This window comes from Bradyrhizobium sp. 17 (genome assembly GCF_023073515.1).
Classification (GTDB): Bacteria; Pseudomonadota; Alphaproteobacteria; order Rhizobiales; family Xanthobacteraceae; genus Bradyrhizobium; species Bradyrhizobium canariense_D.
Map to the genome: position 1 here is coordinate 566,868 of NZ_JADPJQ010000130.1, position 17,536 is coordinate 584,403.

Below are 17,536 nucleotides of genomic sequence, written 5' to 3' on the forward strand. Positions count from 1 at the left end.
CCGGGGGATCGTCATATTGACGACCCGGGGATCGTCGAATTGAGAGTGATTTTCCGTCCCGCCGCAAAAGCCCTAGTTTGGCCACAGCGGGCGCTTTATAAAAACGCCGCAGGGGGTTCCGGAATCGGCGAGAATCCCGCTCGGCAAGCGCCTTGAGTCCGGCACTAATAGTATTGAGTAAAGCCGGTGAATTCGCGATGGTTTGGTGCCTGTTTCTGGTGCCAGGGCTGATCTTTGGGCTGATCCAGAGTTTGAACGGATAAACAGATAATGCGCTTGCTGGTGCGGTTCATGGGCTTCCTGTTCGCCGCGGGAACGGTGTTGTTCCTTGTCGGGGTCGGTGCCGTCGCAGGCCTGATCTGGCATTTCTCCAAGGACTTGCCGGACTACTCTCAGCTTCAGGATTACGAGCCGCCGGTGATGACCCGCGTGCACGCGACCGACGGCTCGCTGCTCGGCGAATACGCCAAGGAGCGGCGGCTGTACCTGCCGATCCAGGCGGTGCCGAAACTCGTGATCAACGCCTTCCTTGCGGCCGAGGACAAGAATTTCTACGAGCATGGCGGCATCGACTACACCGGCATGGCGCGCGCCGGCGTGGTCTACATCCAGAACTACGGCTCCAACCGCCGTCCGCAGGGCGCTTCCACGATCACCCAGCAGGTCGCCAAGAACTTCCTTCTGACCAACGAGGTCTCCTTCGCCCGCAAGATCAAGGAAGCGTTGCTGGCGATGCGGATCGAGAAGACCTACTCGAAGGACAAGATCCTCGAGCTTTATCTGAATGAAATCTATCTGGGCCTTGGCGCCTACGGCATCGCAGCCGCGTCGCTGGTTTATTTCGACAAGTCGGTGAACGAGCTGACCGTGGCGGAAGCGTCCTATCTCGCGGCGCTGCCGAAGATGCCCGCGACGCTGCATCCTGTCCGCAACCGCGACCGCGCCATCGAGCGCCGCAATTACGTGATCGATCGTCTGGTTGAGAACGGCTGGGTCAAGCAGGCCGATGCCGACAAGGCGCGCAAGGAGCCGCTGGCCGTTACCAGCCGTTCCAACGGCGCCCACACCTTCGCCGGCGAATATTTCGCCGAGGAAGTGCGCCGCGACATCTTCGAGCGTTATGGCGAGAAGAAGTTATACGAGGGCGGTCTCTCGGTCCGCACCACACTCGATCCCAAGATTCAGGTCATGGCGCGCAAGACCATGGTCGCCGGTCTCGTCAACTATGACGAGCAGCAGGGCTATCGCGGCGCCATCAGCAAGCTCGACATTTCTGGCGACTGGGGCGTGAAGCTCGCCGAGATCAAGTCTCTGTCCGATATCTCGCCATGGCGCATGGCCGTGGTGCTGGAGACCAGCGACCAGTCGGCGCGCATCGGCTTCCAGCCGAGCCGCGAACTCGGCGGCGCCATCAGCAAGCAGCGCGAGACCGGCCTCATCACGCTCGACGGCATCAAATGGGCAAGAGCGGCCTCTGGGGCTGCGAAGGGCAGGGCGGCGAGCGCGGTGTCGCAGGTGCTCCAGCCCGGTGACGTGATCTACGCCGATCCGCTGTACAAGGACGCCCAGCCTGTCGAAGGGCAGTACCGGCTGCGCCAGATCCCGGAAGTGTCCGGCGCGATGGTGGTGATGGACCCCTGGACCGGCCGCGTGCTGGCGATGGTCGGCGGCTTCTCGTTCGACCAGAGCCAGTTCAACCGCGCCACGCAGGCCTATCGGCAGCCCGGTTCGTCGTTCAAGCCGATCGTCTATTCGGCTGCGCTCGACAACGGCTATACGCCTTCGACTGTCGTGCTCGACGCCCCGATCGAAATCGATCAAGGCCAGGGCGCGGGCGTGTGGCGGCCTGAAAACTTCTCCTCGGGCAAATTCCAGGGGCCGGTGACGCTGCGCAACGCATTGCGGCAGTCGCTCAACACGGTGACGGTGCGCCTCGCCCAGGACATCGGCATGCCCTTGATCGGCGAATATGCCCGCCGCTTCGGTGTCTATGACGAACTGCCGAACTATCTGTCCTACGCGCTCGGCGCCGGCGAGACCACGGCGATGCGCATGGTCACGGCCTATTCGATGCTCGCCAATGGCGGCCGCCGGGTGAAGCCGACCCTGATCGACCGCATCCAGGATCGCTACGGCCACACCATCTTCAAGCACGACCAGCGCGAATGCCGTGGCTGTGACGCGCCCGGCGGCTGGAAGAACCAGAACGAGCCGCAGCTGATCGACCGCCGCGAGCAGGTGCTGGATTCCATGACCGCCTATCAGATCACCGAGCTGATGGAAGGCGTGGTCCAGGCCGGTACCGCGACCGTGGTCAAGCAGGTCGGCAAGCCGATCGCCGGCAAGACCGGCACCACCAACGAGGCCAAGGACGCCTGGTTCGTCGGCTTCTCGCCCGACGTCGCCGTTGCCATCTATATGGGCTATGACAAACCGCGTCCGCTCGGCAAGGGCAACGCCGCGACCGGCGGCCATCTCGCAGCTCCCATCGCACGCGACTTCCTCCAGCTCGCGCTCGCCGACAAGCCCGCGGTCCCGTTCAAGGTGCCGGCCGGCATCAAGCTGGTGCGGGTCGTCGCCAAGTCCGGCATGCGCGCCGGTCCGGGCGAGACCGGCGGAACCATTCTCGAAGCCTTCAAGCCGGGCACGGCGCCGCCGGATAACTACTCCGTCATCGGCGTTGCCGATGCCGATGGGCGAGGCGGCGTGCCGGCGTCGCAGCAGCAGCAGCCGGATTCCGGTTTCTTCATGCGGCCGGGCACCGGCGGGCTGTACTAAGGCCTAGGACAAGACAAACGTTCGTCGCCGCGGCGGTTGCGCTTTGCAGCCGCCGCCGCTACATCCCGTTGTCATTAGACGCGGAAAAATTCCGCGAGACCAGAGAACCACATGCGCGCCGAAATCGAACGGTTGGTAGAAGAGATCAAGCAGTCTGTCGGGCTGCTGAGGAGGCATCTTTGACGTCGAGAAATCGACGGCGCGCCTCGCTGAGCTGAACAAGCTCGCAGAAGATCCCAATCTCTGGAACGATCCCCAGAAAGCCCAGAAATTGATGCAGGAGCGCACCTCGCTTGAGGATGCGCTCTCCGGCATCGGCAAGGTCGAGCAGGAGCTCGAAGACGACATCGGCATGATCGAGCTCGGCGAAGCCGAGGGCGATGAGGGCGTTGTCAAGGAAGCCGAAGCCGCGCTCAAGACCCTCAAGAAGGAAGTCGCCCGGCGCGAGCTCGAGGCGTTGCTGTCGGGCGAGGCGGATAGTTTCGATTCCTATCTCGAAGTGCATGCCGGCGCCGGTGGCACCGAAAGCCAGGACTGGGCCCAGATGCTGCTTCGCATGTACTCGCGCTGGGCCGAAACCCACGGCTTCAAGGTCGAGGTGCTGGAAGAGTCCGAGGGCGAAGAGGCCGGCATCAAGTCCGCGACCATCCAGGTCTCCGGCCACAATGCCTATGGCTGGCTGAAGACCGAGGCGGGCGTGCATCGCCTGGTGCGGATCTCGCCGTTCGATTCCAACGCGCGGCGGCACACCTCGTTCTCGTCCGTCGCTGTGTTTCCGGTGATCGACGACACCATCAAGATCGACATCAAGGAATCCGACGTCCGCGTCGACACCATGCGCTCCGGTGGTGCCGGCGGCCAGCATGTCAACAAGACCGAGTCCGCGGTGCGGCTGACGCATATCCCGACCGGTGTCGCCGTGGTCTGCCAGGCCGGCCGCTCGCAGCACAAGAACAAGGCGCAGGCCTGGGACATGCTGCGCGCGCGGCTTTACCAGATCGAGCTGAAGCGGCGCGAAGAGAAGGCCGCCGCCGACCAGGCCGCCAAAACCGACATCGGCTGGGGCCACCAGATCCGCTCCTACGTGCTCCAGCCCTACCAGATGGTGAAGGACCTGCGCACGGGTGTGCAGACCTCCGACACATCAGGCGTGCTCGGTGGCGATCTCGACGACTTCATGGCCGCGACCCTGGCGCAGCGCGCCTTCGGCACTCCCGGCGCCGACATCGAGGACGTCGACTGATGCCCCGGATCGCCTTCATCGGGCTTGGGCGGATGGGCCATGGCATGGCCGGCCGCTATCTCGATGCTGGCTTCACGGTGACGCTGTGGAATCGCAGTAAAACAAAAGCGGAAGACCTGATCGCGCGCGGCGCGCTCTGGGCGACCTCGCCTGAGGACGCGGCGATCGACGCCGACGCCGTCGTGACCATGGTCGCCGATGATGAGGCCTCGCGTGCGGTCTGGCTCGGGCCCGAGGGCGCAGCCAAGACCGCGAAGGCCGGCACCATTGCGATCGAATGCTCCACCGTCTCCTATGACCATGCGCGCGAGATGGGCCGCGAGATGAACGCTCGCGGGCTGATCTATATCGATTGCCCCGTGACGGGATTGCCGGATGCGGCCGCGAGCGGAAAGCTGACCTTGCTCGTTGGTGCCGATGCCGCCGATCTCGAACGCGCGCGGCCTTATCTGACGCCGATCGGCTCGACCATCCGCCATTTCGGCGCGGTCGGCTTCGGCACGGTCTACAAGCTGATCAACAATCTGATGGGCGCGATCCAGATCGCCGGCCTCGCCGAGGGGCTTGCCATTGCCGAGCAGGCCGGGCTCGACATGAACCTCGTGCTGGAGTCGATTCAGGCTGGCGTGGCCGCGAGCCCGCAGGTGCAGCGTCATTCCAAGCGCATGGTCTCCCGCGATTTCTCCGGCGCGACATTCACGGCAGCGCTGCGGCACAAGGATGCCGCCTACGCGGTGAAGCTCGCCGAGAGCCTGCTGGCCGACAAGCCGCTGGTCGCGCGCGCCGCGGTGGAAGCCTACGCGCAAGCGAAGGCCGCGATGCCTGACGACGACGAAGGCAAGATGATCGAACTGGTGTCGCGGCCGAAGAAACCGTCCTAGCGGTCGCATCGACATGGGGCAGCCTCGTTCGGAACGCGGTCTCGGCATTGCCCTCGTCATATCAGCTGCGATTGCCTGGAGCACGGCGCCGTTCTTCACACGTCTGTTGCCGTTCGATCCCTGGACCATTCTGTTCTGGCGCGGCGTGTTCGGCGGCAGTCTGATCTCGGTGTTTCTCGTCCTGATGCAGGGACGCGGCGCGCTGCGGCAATTGGTGGCGCCGGGACGCGGCGGCTTGCTCGTCGCCTCATTGTCCACGCTCGGCATGGTTTCCTTCATCCCCGCGCTCCAGATGACCAAGGTGATGAATGTGGCTGTGCTGATCTCCACGCAGCCGTTCGTGGCCGCGGCGCTGGCGTGGCTGTGGCTTGGCGAAGCCGTAACATGGCGTACCCTGATCGCGAGCCTCGTTGCCTTTGGCGGCGTCGCCATCACGGTCGGAGGCATCGAAGCCGGGGCTGATGTTGGAGGCGTGGCGCTGAGTTGCTTCATGGTACTCGCCATCTCGGCGATGACGGTTGTGATCCGACGCTACCAGGAGACATCGATGGTGGCAGCGGCGGCGTTGTCGAATTTCCTGGGAAGCCTCGTCAGCCTTCCGTTTGCGCACGACCTCGTCCATATCGACAGCGCCAACCTCGCGATCCTCGCGATGTTCGGCTGCTTTCAGGTGGCGCTGGGGCTGACATTCTACATGCTCGGCTCGCGCCTCCTGCCGTCGAGCCAGGCTTCCCTGATTGCGACGCTGGAAACGCCGCTGATGCCGTTCTGGATCTGGATTGCCTTTCGCGAGATACCTGCTGTCCACGCCCTTGTTGGCGGTGCCCTGGTCATTGGGGCGGTGGTTGCGGATATCGCGGTTGACGCGCGAAGTCGCGATCGATCCTGAATCTCGCCCTTTACCCGGAAATCGGGTGGCAATTCTGGTCGCGCAGTCCTAGCAGATCGGACCATCGCTGTGAGACGCCCATGTCCCCGAACGACAACCGTATCGACGCGCGCGACTGGTCGCTGCTCACGGTGCTCTCGGTGCTCTGGGGCGGCTCGTTCTTTTTCGACGGCGCGGCGCTGCGGGAATTGCCGCCGCTCACGCTGGTGCTTTTGCGCGTTGCACTTGGCGCCGCCATTCTGCTACCGCTGCTCCGTATCCAGGGTATTGGCTTTCCCAAGGGCATCGCCGGCTGGAAGCCGTTCGTCGCGATTGGGCTCCTCAACAACGTCATTCCGTTCTCGCTGATCGTGGTCGGCCAGACCTTCATTCCGAGCGGGCTGGCGTCGGTCCTGAATGCCACCACGCCGCTGTTCACGGTCATCGTGATGGCCGCGGCGGGCGAAGAGGCCTTGCGGCTCCGCCGCGTCGCCGGCGTGGCACTGGGCCTCGCCGGCGTGATCATCCTGCACGGATGGGGTGTCGAGACACGGGCGGGGCAGGGGCTGGGCATCCTGCTCTGCCTCGGCGGCGCCTTCAGCTATGGCTTCGCCGCGCCGGCGGCGCGCCGGTTGTTGAAGGACTCCCCGCCGCTGGGGACGGCCGCGTTTCAACTGATGGCTTCCACGGTGATGATGGCGATCGTGGCCGGCGCAGCGGAGCAGCCGTGGCGTCTCCCGCTGCCGGGCGTGACGATTTGGCTCGCGGTGCTCGGCCTTGCCGGGTTGTCGACGGCGCTCGCCTATATCGTCTTCTTCCAGATCCTGCGGCGGTCGGGCGCGACCAATGTGATGCTGGTGACACTGCTCATTCCCGTCACCGCCATTCTTCTGGGATGGCTTGTGCTGGGCGAGCCGATCTGGATGCGAGAGATCGCGGGCGCGATCGTGATCGGCAGCGCATTGCTGGTGATCGACGGGCGCGTTCTGGAGCTGCTGCGGCGCGGCACATAGTTCTGGAGCGCTCGTTTCATCTCACGGAAAATCGCGGCGCTTGCCAGCCGTAAGCGAGCTTGCGACACTCTCGGCAAAACAAGACTACAAAACAGGGGAGAGAACGATGCTGGGTCGTCGCAATAACCTTGCTGCCCTCGCCATTCTTGCTGCCGGCGTGCTCGTCACGACGCCGGCCCTGGCGCAGAAGAAATACGATCCCGGCGCCACCGACACCGAAATCAAGCTCGGCAACATCATGCCCTATAGCGGGCCGGCGTCGTCCTATGGCGTGATCGGCAAGACCGAGGCCGCGTTCTTCAAGATGATCAACGACCAGGGCGGCATCAACGGTCGCAAGATCAATTTCATCAGCTATGACGACGCCTATTCGCCGCCAAAGGCGATCGAGCAGGCGCGCAAGCTGGTCGAGAGCGACGAGGTGTTGCTGATCTTCCAGCCGCTCGGCACGCCTTCGAACTCCGCCATCATGAAATACATGAACGCCAAGAAGGTGCCGCAGCTCTTCGTCGCCTCCGGCGGCACCAAATTCGGCGACCCCAAGAATTTCCCTTGGACCATGGGCTTCCAGCCGAACTACCAGAGCGAGGGGCGGATCTACGCGAAGTATATCCGCGACAACTTTCCGAACAGCAAGATCGCAGTTCTTTGGCAAAACGACGATGCTGGCAAGGACCAGTTCAAGGGCCTGAAGGACGGACTCGGTGACAAGGCCGATATGATCATCGCCGACAAATCCTATGAGGTCAGCGATCCCTCGATCGACTCGCAGATCGTTGCGCTTCACGATTCCGGCGCCGACATCTTCTTCTCATGGGCCGCGCCGAAAGGCTCGGCACAGGCGATCCGGAAGGTCGGCGAGCTCGGCTGGAAGCCAAAATTCTTCCTCGCCAATACGGCTACCTCGATCGCCTCGGTGCTCAAGCCCGCCGGGCTCGACTATGCCAAGGATATCATCTCGACAGCATATTTGAAGGATCCGACCGACCCGACCTGGGACAAGGATCCGGCGGTCGTCGCGTGGCGCACCTTCATGGATAAGTACTATCCCGAAGGGGACAAGACCAACGCCAACAACCTTTATGGCTACGTCCAGGCGGAGGCGATGGCGCAGGTGCTGAGGCAGTGCGGCGACAATCTCACCCGTGACAACGTGATGAAGCAGGCCACCAGCCTGAAGGATTTTCACACCGACCTGATGCTGCCCGGGATCATGGTCAACACTTCGGCCGACGATTATTTTCCGATCGAGCAGATGCAGCTGATGCGCTTCAACGGCCAGGCTTGGGAGTTGTTCGGCGACGTCATCACCGGTGAGGTCGGCCACGAGCGCGGCCAATAGTCAGGGCTGGCTCCGCGGCGGGCCAGTTGCCTGGTGTGATGAAGACGGGGCGAGCCTGCCGAAGCGTTGCGATTGCGAACGAAGCTGCGCACCTCGTCGTTCCCGGCATCCGTCCGCTTATTCGGTGACGAGATCGGCGGCGCGTTTCGCCTTCTTGCCGGTATTCTTGACTGTCTCGTCTCCGACCTTTTCGGCCTTGGCGCGAAGCTCACATTTGGTGCGGATCTCGTCGAGCTCGTCGTCGGTCAAATGCTCAATTCCCACGAAGGAATTTTGCACCGCGCTCACCCGGATCAGTTCGTCGAGCTTCACCTGAATGGCCGCGCTATCGCGATTCTGGGAATTCTGAATCAGGAAGACCATCAGGAATGTCACGATGGTGGTGCCGGTGTTGATCACCAACTGCCATGTGTCGGAGTAATGGAAGATGGGACCGGTGACCGCCCAAACCAGGATGATGCCGGCTGCAATCATGAATGTCAGCGCTCGCCCGGCCGCTTGAGATGTTCGGTTAGCAATATCGCTGAAGAGTTGAGCCGCGTTGTTACGTGGCTGGTCCGCTTTGCCCTTGGCCGGACGAGCTTTCGTATGGATCTGTTGCATCAGAAGATCGCGCCATTGAGGACCTGCGACCTAACGCGAAGGGAACTCCGAAGTTCCGCCATGTAAACCTGGGACGAGACGAGCGCGCTCTCAACGAGCCTAGCCCGCGCTGAGTCGCACGCCGGCGCGCAAGAACTTCTGCGGATCGACCGCTTCGCCGTCGATCCGGGTTTCATAGTGCAGATGCGGCCCGGTGGAACGGCCGGTCGACCCGACGAGACCAACGACCTGGCCGATTCTCACGATCTCGCCGACCCGGACATTGATCTCGGAGAGATGGCCATAGCGCGTCGCAAGGCCATTGCCGTGATCGACCTCGATCATGCGGCCGTAGCCGCCGGACCAGCCGGCCGAGACGACCTTGCCGTTGGCGGTGACGCGAACGGGATCGCCGCTCGCGGCGCGGAAGTCGAGCCCGGTATGCATCGCAGGCCGGCCGAGGAACGGATCGCTGCGCACGCCGAAGCCGGAGGTGAACTCGACCTCGCCGATGACGGGCTTGCGATAGGGCACGAGCGCGAGCGTGCGATTGAGCCGGTCCATCTCGGCTCGGGTGTTGTTGATGCGATAGAGCTGCTTCTCGAACGGCCCCGAACTGGCGGTGATTTTAACAGGCACGAACGGCCCGCCCATCGCGGTGCGCGGCACGGCGGCTTCGAGATTTGCGAGGTTCAGGCCGAGATCGCTGACGACGCCGCGCATCCGGCGCATGCGCGAATCCATGCCTTCCTCGACGGCGTTGAGCGCCGCCATCTGGCGACGCTCGACCTGGTCCAGCGAGGTCGTGAGCCGAACGACGACGTTGTCGAACCCCTGGTTCTTGGCGAATTGATTGACGGGCGGAGCTGCGAGGGTCGGCGCGCGCGATTCGAGCCGCGCTTCGCGATCCGGCGGCGCCACGAAGATCACGGTGTCGCTGATCGGCGAGGGCTTTGGCGTGCCCTGCGTCGTCTGGCTGGCATCGCCACGCTGCGGGGTGGAACGTGGAATCGATCCGGTCACGTCCGGCATGGACCCGAGCGCCGTGGCACGGGACTCCAGCGCCGTCTGGCGCTTCATGATCTGGTCGAGCTTCTGGTCGAACTGCTCCTGGTCGAGCAGCTGCCGGCTGGTGGTGCGGTCGACCTTGGCGCGGAGCTCGGCGATGCGGTCCTCATAGGCGTATTGCATCTCGGCCTGCCGGGCGATCAGCCGGGTGAGGACGTCGTCGCGGAAGGCGAAATAGGTCGCGGTTGCGGCCGACCAGAGCCCGAGCAACACGACAGTGCCGACCACGATCCAGAACACCACAGGTCCCAGGCGAACCTGCTTGCCGTGATGCACGATGGTGTAGGCGTCGTCGGTGTCGGGAAGGGGAAGCGCGGTTGCCACTGCGGCGGCACGGCGATGAAAGGCCCGTCCATGGTCGTGCGGGTGATGTTGGGGGTACTGCGAGAGTTGGGCAGAACTTTTCGACATCGGCACTCCCGCGCCGATCGGATGAGTCCGTGCGGCCTAATTGCCGCGGCAATCTGGGCCGGTCATGGTTAATTTTCCGGAAACGGAACCCCTTGAATTTAAATGATTGGTTAAAGGCTCCTTGCGGCTTCCAGCACCTCGTCGGCGTGGCCGTCGACCCGGACATTGCGCCAGATCCGGGCGATCTTGCCGTCGGCGCCAAGCAGCATCGTGGTGCGAAGAATTCCCAGGAAGCTCTTGCCATACATGGACTTTTCGCCCCAGGCGCCGTAGGCCTCCAGCATCTCGTGCGTCTCATCCGAGACGAGGGGCACGCCGAGACCGTGCTTGTCCCGGAACTTGTCCTGAGCCTTGACCGGATCGGCGGAAATGCCGAGCGCGGCGGTGCCAGCCTTGGCGAAGGCGCCGGTGAGCCGGGTGAAATCGATGGCCTCCCTGGTGCAGCCTGGCGTGTCGGCGCGGGGATAGAAGAACAGGACCAGCTTCTGGCCGGCATAATCCGACAGCGCGACGACGCCGCCGCCGTCGCGGGGCAGGCGGAAGGCGGGAGCCTTCTGCCCCTCAGCCAAGCCGGCCTTCGCCGCCGTTTCAGGCGCGGATGCCGATTTGGAAGAATTTAACCGTTTCGATGCGGCCTTATGCGATGTTGTCTTTGCTATGGTCCCAGTTGATTTGCTCGCCGGTGTCCGCTGTGTTTTCGCGAGCTTGGTTTGAGTCGCAGCCCGCGCTTTCACGGGCGTCTTTTTAGCCGTCGGAGTGACGGAGGGCGTTTTGGACGATTTCTTTCGGGATTTCTTGGACATACGCCTTCCTTTCGTCGCTTTCGGCGGGTCAACCAAAGCGGTATTGCAGCCCTTTTCCGCTATGCCGGAATCGTGCCCTCGGCGGGGCGAGTCTGACGACGCCGGAGTCTGGTTACAAGGAATTCCACGCACCACCCCACTGCTCGTTGAACGCGCTCCCGGGGCGACATGACGAACAGAAGGAATATTCGAGGTATGGCGGCAATGCCGGCGCGGGAAGCTTCGCTTCCCGTCGACGGCTGCGGCCCCGGCGGCGCTCAATCCCACGACGGGCGCCTGTATCGAGAGGCAATGGCAAGGAATACGTCGCCCCAGGATTACAATCGGGATTTGGATCGGCGCGGCAGCCAACCAGAGCAGCAGCAATGGGACGACGCCGACTGGGATCCGGATCAGGAAGCGGCGGCGGGCCATCGGGCGCGCCGGCTGTTGTCGCGTTCCAATTCGGGCTTCCATCGCTTCGCTGACGGGTTTGGGCCGTTGCGCCGCTGGTTGGGCGGCGGTCGCTGGCTGAAGCGCGTGACCGTGGTCGTCGGTGTCCTGGTCGTCATCTTCGTCGGCTGTTTCGGCGCGCTGTGGTGGCGGCTCGGCGCCGGTCCCATCAATCTCGACATTGCGACGCCGTGGCTCGCGGCCGCGATCGAGGACAATATCGGTCACGGCAACACCGTGGAGGTCGGCGGCACGCAGATCGAGCGGGCCGGGCGGATCCGCATCGCCGTGCGCATCCGTGATATCGTCGTGCGCGACCACGATCACGTCATTGTCGCCACCGCGCCGAAGGCCGAGGTGAAGCTGTCGGGTGCGGGCCTGCTGATGGGGCATCTGCGCGCCGAAAGCCTCAACCTCGTCGATGCCGAGCTCGCAATCCGGATCGCGCCTGACGGCACCGTCACGGTATCGGCCGGCGACACCGCAAAGCCGCTCGCAACCGGCGTCGCCTCCAAAAGGGACGCGGGACTGCCGCCGACTTTCCCGCGCAACGGTGTGCCACCGCCGCCATTCGCCACCGAGCCTGCGACCTCCGACGCACCGCAAGCCGCGCCCCAGGCCACGTCCCCGACTGGCATTCTTCAGGGCCTCGACTGGCTCGACAGTCTGAGCATGACCGGCCTCGACGGCCAGAATCTCAACGAGATCGGCCTGAAGAACGGCAATCTGATCGTCGACGACCAGCAGCGCGGCAGCAAATGGACGTTTGAGAACATCACGCTCAGCCTGCGCCGACCGAGCCGTGGCGGCGTCGCGCTCAGCCTCGGTGAAGAGGGCGCACGTCCGTGGTCGTTGCGTGCCACGATCGGCCCCACCGAGAACGGCGTGCGCTCGGTCGATATCCGCGCCGACAAGGTTTCGACCGCCAACATCCTGCTGGCGCTGCGGGTGAAGGATCTCACCTACACCGCCGACCTGCCGCTGACCGGCGAGATCAAGGGCGAGCTCGGCCGCGACGGCGTGCCGACTTTCTTTCGCGGCAAGATCACGGTCGGTGCGGGCAACATCATCGACACCGATACGCCCGATTATCCGATGGCGATCGACTCGGCCGAGATCAATGTCGAGTGGGACGCCAACCGGCGGGTGCTGGTTGCTCCGTTCAAGGTCCTCTCGGGCGCGAACCGCCTGACGCTTTTGGCTCATGTCGAGCCGCCCAACGGCACCGTCAATGACTGGCAGCTCGGTTTCAGCGGCGGTTCGATCCTGCTCGGCGGCATCGACAACGAGCCGCCGCTGGTCTTCAACCGCATTGCGATCGGCTTCCGCTTCGATACCGACCACAAGAGGCTGCTGTTGACCCAGGCCGATATCTCCAACGGAGAGATCGGCGTCGCCGGCACCGGTGCCATCGACTATTCGGGCGAGCCGCGGCTGACATTGGGTTTTGCGGGAACGCCGATGTCGGCCTCCGCGCTCAAGCGGATGTGGCCGACGCTTGTCGTTCCCGAGTTGCGCGAATGGGTGATCGAGCGGATCGAGCGTGGAACGCTCCAGCGCATCGAGATCGGCGTTAATTCACCGACGAAGAATCTTCCGCGCAAGGGCCCACCCATTCCCGACGACGGCTTGTCGGTCAATATCGTGGCGAGCGGTGTCACGGTTCGCCCCGTCGATGGCCTGCCGGTGGTGCACGATGCCGATTTGAAGGCGCGCGTGACCGGCCGCACCGCGACGGTGAATATCGGGCAGGGCATTGCCGATACGCCGGCGGGCCGCAAGGTCACGATTTCCGACTTCGTCTTCGAGGTGCCCGATATGGCGCCCAAGCCGTCGCCGTCGCGGACGAGGTTTCGTGTCGAAGGTCCGGTGCCTGCGGCCGCCGAAATGCTTTCCAACGATCGCTTGAGCGATCTGTCGTCGACCGTCATCGATCCCAATACCAGCAAGGGGACGTTCTCGGCGAACGTCCAGCTTGGGCTGCCGGTCAAGGGCGAGCTGACCAAAGCCGACACCACCTACAGCGTTACGGCCGATCTCAACGGTTTTGGTGCCGACAAGCTGGTGATGAACCAAAAGCTGGAGGCCAACAACCTCAAGATCGTCGCGAGCAACCAGGGCTATCAGGTCAAGGGCGACGTCAAGATCAACGGGCAGGCGGCCTCGCTCGATTACCGCAAGCCGGCCGAGGGCGATGCGGACGTCAAACTGCAGACCACGCTGGACGATGCGAGCCGCGCGCGCCTCGGATTCGATCTGGGTCCCGCCGTCAGCGGATCGGTGCCGATCAAACTGTCGGGCAAGATCGCCGGGGGACCCGACCAGACGACGAAGCTCGGCATCGAGGCCGACCTGACCTCGGTCAAGCTCGACAACATCCTGCCCGGCTGGGTCAAGCTGCCGGGAAGAGCGGGCAAGGCCAGCTTCAAGGTGGTGCCGACGGCGCAATCGACGCGTCTGGAGGACATCGTCATCGAAGGCGGCGGCGCCTCGATCAAGGGGTCGCTCGAGGTCGATGCCAACGGCGAGCTCATGAACGCGAACTTCCCGACCTACGCGCCATCCGACGGCGACAAGGCCTCACTGAAAGTGGAGCGCAGCCAGGACGGCGTGCTCAAGGGTACGATGCGCGGCGACGTATTCGACGGCCGCGGCTTCCTGAAGTCGGCGATCTCAGGCAATTCAAAGGACGATGCCAAGAGCAAGACGAAGAACCTCGATTTCGACATCGACGTGAAGCTCGGCGCCGTCATGGGTTTCAACGGCGAGGCGATGCGCAGCGTCGACGCCAAGATGTCGCGGCGCAATGGTGCGGTCAAAGCCTTCACGCTGAGCGGCAGGATCGGAAAAGACACGCCCGTGGCAGCCGACCTGCGCGGCGGCCGCGCCCAGGGCAACCGCGAGGTCATCTATCTCCAGACCAGCGATGCCGGCAACTTCCTGCGCTTCACAGACACCACCAACAAGGTCTTCGGCGGCCAGATGGTGGTGGCGATGGAGCCGCCGACGTCCGAGCCTACGACACGGGAAGGACTGATCAATGTGCGTGACTTCTCGGTCAAGGGAATGGAGCAACTCGATCGCGTCGCGGCGGGGGCTCCCAACGGCGCCCAGAACGGCGTAGCCTTCACGGCGATGCGCGCGGAGTTCACGCGGCAGAACGGCGCGCTCACGATCCGCGACGGCGTGGTCAAGGGGCCGATGATCGGCGCCACCATCGAGGGCTCAATCGACTTTCCCGGCAACCAGGTTTGTATGAGCGGCACCTTCGTCCCGATGTACGGCGTCAACAACATCTTCGGCCAGATCCCGTTGTTCGGCATCTTCCTCGGCGGCGGCAACAATGAAGGATTGATCGGCGTGACCTACGAGGTCGTCGGCACGCCGGCAGCGCCCGTAATGCGCGTCAACCCGATTTCGGCGATGGCCCCCGGTCTGTTCCGCAAGATCTTCGAATTCAACACCGGCAAACAGAACTCGCCGTTCGAGGAATTCCCGTCGCAGTCGAACGATGGCTCGACCGGATCGACGCGCCAGCTATCGAGCGGGTGCACCCTCGCGCGACGTTAGTGGCGAGGCTACACCTTGGTTTCCGCGCCGCCTTACGCCGCGCGCACGCCCGCCAGGAAAGTCCCGACTTCGCCAGAGAGCTGCTCGGCCTGCTTGGAGAGGTTTGAGGCTGCTGCGAGCACCATGCCTGCGGCATTGCCGGTCTCGTTCGCTGCCGTACTGACGCCCCCGATATTGGTGGTGACTTCCTGGGTTGCCTCGGCCGTCTGGGAGACGCTGCGGGCGATCTCGGCCGTGGCGGCGCCTTGCTCCTCGATCGCGGCGCCGATCGAGGTGGCGATCCGGCTGACCTCCTCGATGGTGGCGGTGATGCCGCCGATGGCGTCCACCGCTTCCTTGGTCGCGCCCTGGATCTGGGCGATCTTGTCGCCGATCTCGCGGGTGGCTTCTGCAGTCTGGCTCGCCAGCGACTTCACCTCCGAAGCGACGACAGCAAAGCCGCGGCCGGCTTCACCGGCGCGTGCGGCCTCGATGGTGGCATTGAGCGCGAGCAGATTGGTCTGCGCCGCGATGCTGGAAATCAGCTCGGCGACGTGCTCGATCTGCTGGGCGCCGTCCGAGAGGGCGCGCACGATGGTGTCGGTGCGGCGGGCGCTGTCCACGGCGCGGCCGGTGACCACGGCGGACTGCGCGACCTGACGGCTGATCTCGGTGATGGAGGAGGAGAGCTCCTCGGCCGCGGCCGCGACCGTCTGGACGCGCTGGCTGGCTTCGGTGGCGGCCGAGCCGACGACGGCGGCGCGGCGGTTGGTGCCTTCCGCGGTCGACGACATCGACTTGGCGGTGACCTCCAGCTCGCCGGAGCCCGAGGCCATCAGGCCGACGAGCTGGCCGACGGAGGCATCGAACCGGTCGGCAAGCGAGATCAGCGCGTCGCGCTTCTCCTGTTCGCTGCGGGTCTTGGTGGCGACCTGCTCCGCCTCCAGCTTGCGGGCCGTCAGCGCGGTCTGCCTGAGCACTTCGAGGGTCTCGGCCATGCGGCCGATCTCGTCGCCGCGACCGGTCTCCTCGACCGCCGTGTCGATGGCGCCTTCGGAAATGGCCTGCATGCGGTTCTTCTGGCGATCGAGCGCGCCGAGCACGTCGCGGGCGATCAGCCAGGACAGTGTCGCCATCAGCAGCATCAAGCCGATGCCAATCGCCCCCAGCTCCAGCGTCAAGGCTCGCACGTCGGCGTCGATGTCGTCGACATAGAGGCCGTAGCTGATCGTCGCGTTCCAGGGCGCGAATTTGCGCGCGAAAACGGTCTTGCGGACGGGCTCCGTCTGGCCGGGGCGGGGGTAGAGATATGAGGTTACGCCGCCCTGAGCAGCCTGGTTGCCGGCCGTTACGATCGCATCTGCGATGAGGACACCGTTGGAGTCCTTGGCGCCCGTGATCTTGCCTTCGAGCTGCTGGTTCGCGCCATTGATCAGGATCGAGGTATCGGCGTTATAGACCACCGGATAGCCTTGGCCGCCATTGAAGCTCATGCGGCGGCCGCGCAGATGGAACTGGATTTTCGCTTCGGCCTGCGTCAGCTTGCCGGCGCCGACCTCCTCTTCGAGTGATTGGGCGAGGTTGTGGAGCATGTCGACCGCGGTCCGCATCTGCTGAACGCGATCCTCCAGCATGCGGCTCTTGCTGAGCACGGACGACACCCCGATGATGGCCGTGACCGTGAGTGCCGAAAGACAGACCATGCTGGCGAGCTTGGTGCGGATCTTGAGGTGACTCAGCAGCTTCATCACGGCCTCGACGGAATGGTTATTGTTGCTCGCGTCGGTAGCATGAAATTCTTACCAATCATGAATGGACGCGTGCGACGGCTGCTGCGCAAGCTGCGTGCGCAGCCGCGTGCGCAAACATGCAGGTCGTCATGCGCTTCTCGGGCGCATGGCGCGTCAACTCGGAGAAAAATCGTGTGGGTCTTTAGTCGCGACCTAATCCGTTGGGAGCGGCAATGAACCGATTCGTTCACCGCCTCATCATGTCGATGCTGCTGGTCGCGGTCCTCGTCCTGGTCTGGAACGTGCTGGGCTCGCGCTGAGATGGCACCCGTGAACATACGGATGCCATCTCTTCATTCGCGAATCAATCGCTGACGCCTCAGCGCCGCGCGAACGCGCCGCTAGTCCTTGCCCATCGCCGCATCGGCGCTGACCGAGCCGCCGCCGGCTGCCGAGAGGTAGAGGCAGGCGAAGCAGAACAGGATCGCCGCGGTGCCACCATTGAGCAGCGGCAGGAACACCGGCGTTTCGCCCTTGAACATGTGCCCCATGAAATAGGCGAAGGCCATCTCACCCGAGAGGATGAATGCCGCGAGGCGGGTAAACAGGCCGATCATCAGCAACGCGCCAAGCACGAGCTCAAGCGTACCGGCTGCGTAGATGATCGGCGGGATGTTTGCGAAGTAGGGAAGCACCGGAAACTTGAACAGCTTGGCGACACCGTACTGGAACAGCAGCAGGCCGGTGATGAAGCGAAACAGGCTCAAGAGAACCGGTTGAAAGCGAACGAGATAGGGAAAGTTCATTGGTTTGTGCCCTCCATCCAATGCTGCGAC

Annotated in this window: 12 protein-coding genes; 7 read left to right on the plus strand and 5 right to left on the minus strand. The window is 63.9% G+C overall.

What is annotated here, in order from left to right; translation table 11 throughout:
• The first annotated feature begins 270 nt into the window (after positions 1-270).
• The 6 genes from IVB13_RS39020 to IVB13_RS39045 all read left to right on the plus strand — a co-directional run bounded on the left by IVB13_RS39020 (position 271) and on the right by IVB13_RS39045 (position 8,125).
• On the plus strand, positions 271-2,778 hold the full coding sequence (locus tag IVB13_RS39020) for a penicillin-binding protein 1A (protein ID WP_018454472.1): 2,508 nt from the start codon (positions 271-273) through the stop codon (positions 2,776-2,778).
• A 111-nt stretch (positions 2,779-2,889) separates the two neighbouring features.
• Positions 2,890-4,021 (plus strand): peptide chain release factor 2 gene (gene prfB, locus IVB13_RS39025; RefSeq protein ID WP_143273426.1). Its coding sequence is split into 2 segments (ribosomal slippage): positions 2,890-2,958 and positions 2,960-4,021, totalling 1,131 coding nucleotides; the frame shifts between segments, so codons are not numbered across the junction.
• Positions 4,021-4,902, plus strand: coding sequence for an NAD(P)-dependent oxidoreductase (locus tag IVB13_RS39030; protein ID WP_247338036.1), 882 nt, complete (start codon positions 4,021-4,023; stop codon positions 4,900-4,902). The genes prfB and IVB13_RS39030 overlap by 1 nt, the downstream gene beginning before the upstream one ends.
• 13 nt (positions 4,903-4,915) lie before the next feature.
• Positions 4,916-5,791, plus strand: a complete 876-nt coding sequence (locus IVB13_RS39035) for a DMT family transporter (RefSeq protein WP_247338035.1) — start codon at positions 4,916-4,918, stop codon at positions 5,789-5,791.
• An 80-nt stretch (positions 5,792-5,871) separates the two neighbouring features.
• Positions 5,872-6,783 carry a DMT family transporter gene (locus IVB13_RS39040; RefSeq protein WP_018454468.1) on the plus strand — a complete coding sequence of 304 codons (912 nt, stop codon included), beginning with the start codon at positions 5,872-5,874 and terminating at the stop codon, positions 6,781-6,783.
• Positions 6,784-6,889: 106 nt separating this feature from the next.
• Positions 6,890-8,125, plus strand: coding sequence for an ABC transporter substrate-binding protein (locus tag IVB13_RS39045; protein WP_018454467.1), 1,236 nt, complete (start codon positions 6,890-6,892; stop codon positions 8,123-8,125).
• A 117-nt stretch (positions 8,126-8,242) separates the two neighbouring features.
• On the opposite strand, the gene IVB13_RS39050 is transcribed toward IVB13_RS39045, so the two are convergent.
• The 3 genes from IVB13_RS39050 to IVB13_RS39060 form a co-directional block, all read right to left on the minus strand.
• Positions 8,243-8,728, minus strand: a complete 486-nt coding sequence (locus tag IVB13_RS39050; RefSeq protein WP_026232740.1) for a low affinity iron permease family protein — start codon at positions 8,726-8,728, stop codon at positions 8,243-8,245.
• 99 nt (positions 8,729-8,827) lie between these two features.
• Positions 8,828-10,186, minus strand: a complete 1,359-nt coding sequence (locus tag IVB13_RS39055; RefSeq protein ID WP_198957644.1) for a M23 family metallopeptidase — start codon at positions 10,184-10,186, stop codon at positions 8,828-8,830.
• A 110-nt stretch (positions 10,187-10,296) separates the two neighbouring features.
• Entirely contained in the window at positions 10,297-10,989 is a 693-nt protein-coding gene (locus IVB13_RS39060) for a peroxiredoxin (protein WP_083926366.1), read from the minus strand.
• Positions 10,990-11,193: 204 nt separating this feature from the next.
• Here IVB13_RS39060 and IVB13_RS39065 point away from each other — a divergent pair, with 204 nt between their 5' ends.
• Positions 11,194-14,991: a DUF3971 domain-containing protein gene (locus IVB13_RS39065; RefSeq protein WP_247492768.1), complete on the plus strand. Its 3,798-nt coding sequence runs from the start codon at positions 11,194-11,196 to the stop codon at positions 14,989-14,991.
• A 32-nt stretch (positions 14,992-15,023) separates the two neighbouring features.
• Here the strand turns inward: IVB13_RS39065 and IVB13_RS39070 are convergent, their stop codons facing one another.
• The gene (locus IVB13_RS39070) at positions 15,024-16,718 is read right to left on the minus strand and encodes a methyl-accepting chemotaxis protein (RefSeq protein WP_018454462.1); all 1,695 of its coding nucleotides are present in this window, start codon (positions 16,716-16,718) and stop codon (positions 15,024-15,026) included.
• A 383-nt stretch (positions 16,719-17,101) separates the two neighbouring features.
• A complete protein-coding gene (locus tag IVB13_RS39075; RefSeq protein ID WP_018454461.1) occupies positions 17,102-17,506 on the minus strand; it encodes a DoxX family protein in 405 nt (134 codons plus the stop codon).
• Positions 17,507-17,536 lie beyond the last annotated feature (30 nt).